Source organism: Cellulomonas sp. P4_B5_2 (assembly GCF_056402235.1).
In genome coordinates, this window is record NZ_JBFUHU010000208.1 from 6624 (window position 1) to 10929 (window position 4306).

The following is a 4306-nucleotide window of genomic DNA, read 5'->3' on the forward strand; positions in this document are numbered from 1 at the left end:
CCACGGCTCCCACGCCCGGAACTTCTCGGCCGGCTTCGTCGCCAAGCTCGTGCTCGTCGCATTGGTCGACGCGCTCGGCGTCTACGGCATCCTGACCGCCCTGGCCGTGGAGTCGTGGGGCATCGTCGCGTTCCTCGCCGTGGCGCTCGTCGTCGTCAACTGGGTCTACTTCTCGCGCCGCGCCGTCCCCGGGAAGTACCTGATCCCGGGACTGCTCTTCCTGCTGGTCTACCAGCTGTTCGTCATGGCCTACACCGGCTACGTGGCGTTCACGAACTACGGCGACGGCCACAACTCGACCAAGTCCGACGCGATCGAGTCGATCGCGATCCAGACCGAGACCCGCGTCGAGGGCTCCCCGACGCTGCCGGTGACCGTGGTGCGCAGCGGCGACGAGCTCGGCTTCGCCATCGTGCAGGACGGCGAGGTGGAGGTCGGCACGGCCGAGGAGCCCTTCGCGCCCGTCGACGGCGCCTCGGTCGACGGTGACCGGGCCACCGCTGTCCCCGGCTGGGAGGTCCTCGGGTTCGCCGGGATCGCCGAGGACCAGGAGGCGATCACCGCCCTGCGCGTCCCGCTCTCCGACGACTCCGCCGACGGGTCGGTGCGCACCCAGGACGGCTCGACCGGCTACGTCTACCAGCCGACGCTGGTGTACGACCCCGAGACCGACACGTTCACCGACTCGGCGACCGGCGAGACGTACACCCCGTCGGACTCCGGCAACTTCGTCTCGGAGGACGGCGACCGGCTCACCCCGGGCTGGCGGGTCAGTGTCGGTTTCGACAACTTCACGCGCGTCTTCAACGACCCCCGGCTGACCGGGCCGTTCCTTCAGATCACCGCCTGGACGTTCGTGTTCGCCGCGTTGTCGGTGGCCACCACGTTCGCCCTCGGGCTGTTCCTGGCGATCGTGTTCAACGACCCGCGGGTCCGCGGCCGGAAGGTCTACCGGTCACTGCTGATCCTCCCGTACGCCTTCCCGGGGTTCCTCTCCGCGCTCGTCTGGAAGGGCATGCTCAACCCGAAGTTCGGCTACGTCAACGAGGTCCTGCTCGGGGGTGCGGACGTCCCGTGGCTCACGGATCCGTGGCTGGCCAAGGTGTCGATCCTCATGGTCAACCTCTGGCTGGGCTTCCCGTACATGTTCCTGGTCTGCACCGGCGCGCTGCAGTCGATCCCGGAGGACACCATCGAGGCCGCGCGCATCGACGGTGCCGGCAAGCTGCGCATCCTGCGCTCCATGACGCTGCCGCTGCTCATGATCTCGGTGGCGCCGCTGCTGATCTCCTCGTTCGCGTTCAACTTCAACAACTTCACGCTGATCTACATGCTGACCGGCGGCGGCCCCAACTTCGTCGGGACACCGGTCGTGGTGGGCCACACCGACATCCTCATCACGATGGTCTACTCCGTGGCCTTCGAGAGCGGCACCAAGCAGTACGGCCTGGCGAGCGCGCTGTCGATCCTGATCTTCCTGGTCGTCGGCCTCATCGCCTGGCTCGGCTTCCGCCGCACCCGCACCCTCGAGGAGATCTGAGATGGCTGACACCTCCGTGCAGCGTGACCTGCAGCTGCGTGGGCGGCGCTGGTGGCTCGAGGTCGGCTGGCGGCACGTCGTCRCCATCGTGACGATCGCGGCCTGCATCCTGCCGCTCCTCTATGTCCTGTCGGCGTCCCTGAACCCGGGCGGCACGCTGACCGGGTCGAACCAGCTCTTCCGCACGATCGACCTGGAGAACTACCGCGACCTGTGGGGCCGGGGGTACGGGAGCTGGTTCGTCAACTCCCTCGTCGTCAGCTCGGTCACCGCCGTGGGCACGGTGCTCATGGGAGGGGCGGCGGCGTACGCCTTCTCGCGGTTCCGGTTCCAGGGCCGACGCTCCAGCCTCACCGGCCTGCTGATCGTCCAGATCTTCCCGCAGATGCTCGCGTTCGTCGCGATCTTCCTGCTGCTGCTCTCGATCGGAGACGTGTTTCCCGTCCTCGGGCTGAACAGCCGGTTCGGCCTCATCGCGGTGTACCTGGGCGGCGCGCTCGGGGTGAACACGTTCCTCATGTACGGCTTCTTCAACACGGTGCCGCGGGAGCTGGACGAGGCGGCCAAGATCGACGGCGCCACGCACGCGCAGATCTTCTGGACGATCATCCTGCGGCTGGTCGCGCCGATCCTCGCCGTCGTCGGGCTGCTGTCGTTCATCGGGACGTTCGGTGAGTTCATCGTCGCGAAGGTGGTCCTGCAGCGGCCCGAGGAGTTCACGCTCGCCGTCGGGCTCTACTTCTGGGCGGCCGACGAGCGCACCGCGCGCTGGGGCCTGTTCGCCGCCGGTGCCGTGCTCGCGGCGATCCCCGTGATCCTGCTGTTCTTGTTCCTGCAGAAGTACATCGTCGCCGGCCTGACGGCAGGCTCGGTCAAGGGGTGACGTCGGTGCACCTGCTCGGCGTTCCCCACCACGACGGCTCGCCGCTCTACGCGCCGCCCGGGGCCGCCCTCGGTGAGCGGGTGCCCGTCCGGGTGCGCGTCCCTGCCGAGAACGCCGAGCGCGCGGTGTGGCTGCGCACGGTGCGGGACGGGGAGCCTCGGCTGGAGCAGGCGCGGCTCGACCGGGTCACCGAGCACGAGCGCTGGTACGTCGCCGACGTCCTGGTGCACAACCCGCTCACCAGCTACCGGTTCCTGCTCGACGAGCCGGGCGGCTACCGGTGGCTCAACGGCCGCGGGACGCACCGGCGCGACATCCCCGACGCCGGTGACTTCCGCCTCACCGTGCACGACCCCGCACCCGCGTGGCTCGACTCAGCGACGGTCTACCAGGTGTTCCCGGACCGGTTCGCCCGCTCCACCGGGCACCACGGCGCGCCAGTCGGCCCGGCACCGGACTGGGCGCGTCCGGTGCCCTGGGGCACGGAGCCGGCCGCCCTCGGCCGGGACACGTCGGCGCAGTGGTTCGGTGGCGACCTGCCGGGGATCGAGTCGCGGCTGGACCACCTGCAGCGCCTCGGCGTCGACACCCTGTACCTGACGCCCGTCTTCCCGGCCCGGTCCAACCACCGCTACGACGCCAGCACGTTCGACCACGTCGACCCGCTCCTCGGCGGCGACGCCGCGCTCGCGTCCCTGTCCGCCGCCCTGCACGGGCGCGGGATGCGGCTGGTCGGCGACCTCACCACCAACCACACCGGCGCCGGGCACGAGTGGTTCGTCCGCGCCCAGGCCGATCCGACGAGCGAGGAGGCCCGGTTCTACTACCGGACCGACGAGGAGCCGGGGTACGTCGGCTGGCTCGAGCACGCCTCCTTGCCGAAGCTCGACTGGTCCGCCCCCGGGCTCGCGGCGCGGATGGTCGACGGTCCCGACTCGGTGATCGCCCGGTGGATGCGCGAGCCGTTCGGCCTCGACGGCTGGCGGATCGACGTCGCCAACATGACCGGCCGCTACGGCAGCCAGGACCAGACCCACGAGGTCGCCCGGATGATCCGGGCCACGATGCGCGCGCACAACCCCGACGCCGTCCTCGTCTCGGAGCACTTCCACGACGCCAGCTCGGACATGGGCGTCGGCGGCTGGCACGTGAACATGAACTACTCGGCGTTCACGCGCCCCGTGTGGTCCTGGCTCGTGGAGCCGGACAGCAGCCTGCCGTTCATCGGGTTGCCGGTCCCCGTGCCCCGCCGCGGCGGGCGCACCATGGTCGACTCGATGCGGGACTTCGACGCGGCCGTTCCCTGGTCGGTCACGCGGCACCAGTGGAACATGCTGGCGTCGCACGACACCGCACGGCTGCGCACGGTCGTCGGTACCCGGGAGCGCGTCGAGGTGGCTGCGGCCATGCTCTTCACCTACCCGGGCACCCCCGTGGTGTTCGCGGGCGACGAGGGCGGCCTGACCGGGTCCAACGGGGAGCAGGCCCGCGCCAGCATGCCGTGGGACGACATCGACGCCGGCGGTGGCCCGCGCTGGGACGCCGCGACGTTCGACACCTACCGGCGTCTCGCCGCGCTGCGCCGCTCCTCGGGCGCCCTGCGCACGGGCGGCCTGCGCTGGGCGGTGGTCACGGACGACGCGGTGGCGTTCCTGCGCGAGACCGCCGACGAGCGAGTCCTCGTGCTCCTCGCGCGGGCGCCCTGGGCGGGTGCCGCGCTGCCCGGTCACCTCCTCGACGCCGGGTCGGCCGCGCAGAACCTGTACGGCGACGCCGACCTGCCCCTCGTCGACGGTGCGCTCATGCTGCCCGCGGACGGACCGGGCGTCCAGGTCTGGCGGCTCGCGTAGCCCCTCAGCTCGTGGGTGCGGCTCCGGTGGAGC

General features: G+C 70.8%; 2 protein-coding genes and 1 pseudogene (1 of these 3 running past the window's edge). All 3 read left to right on the top strand.

Annotation, left to right across the window (positions count from 1 at the left end):
• A pseudogene (locus AC1DUQ_RS14910) lies at positions 1-1540 on the top strand (ABC transporter permease subunit) (it extends 65 nt beyond the left edge of the window).
• A gap of 1 nt (position 1541) precedes the next feature.
• Positions 1542-2423 carry a sugar ABC transporter permease gene (locus tag AC1DUQ_RS14915; RefSeq protein ID WP_477074050.1) on the top strand — a complete coding sequence of 294 codons (882 nt, stop codon included), beginning with the start codon at positions 1542-1544 and terminating at the stop codon, positions 2421-2423.
• On the top strand, positions 2420-4273 hold the full coding sequence (locus tag AC1DUQ_RS14920; protein ID WP_477074051.1) for a glycoside hydrolase family 13 protein: 1854 nt from the start codon (positions 2420-2422) through the stop codon (positions 4271-4273). Before AC1DUQ_RS14915 ends, AC1DUQ_RS14920 begins: the two co-directional genes overlap by 4 nt.
• Positions 4274-4306 lie beyond the last annotated feature (33 nt).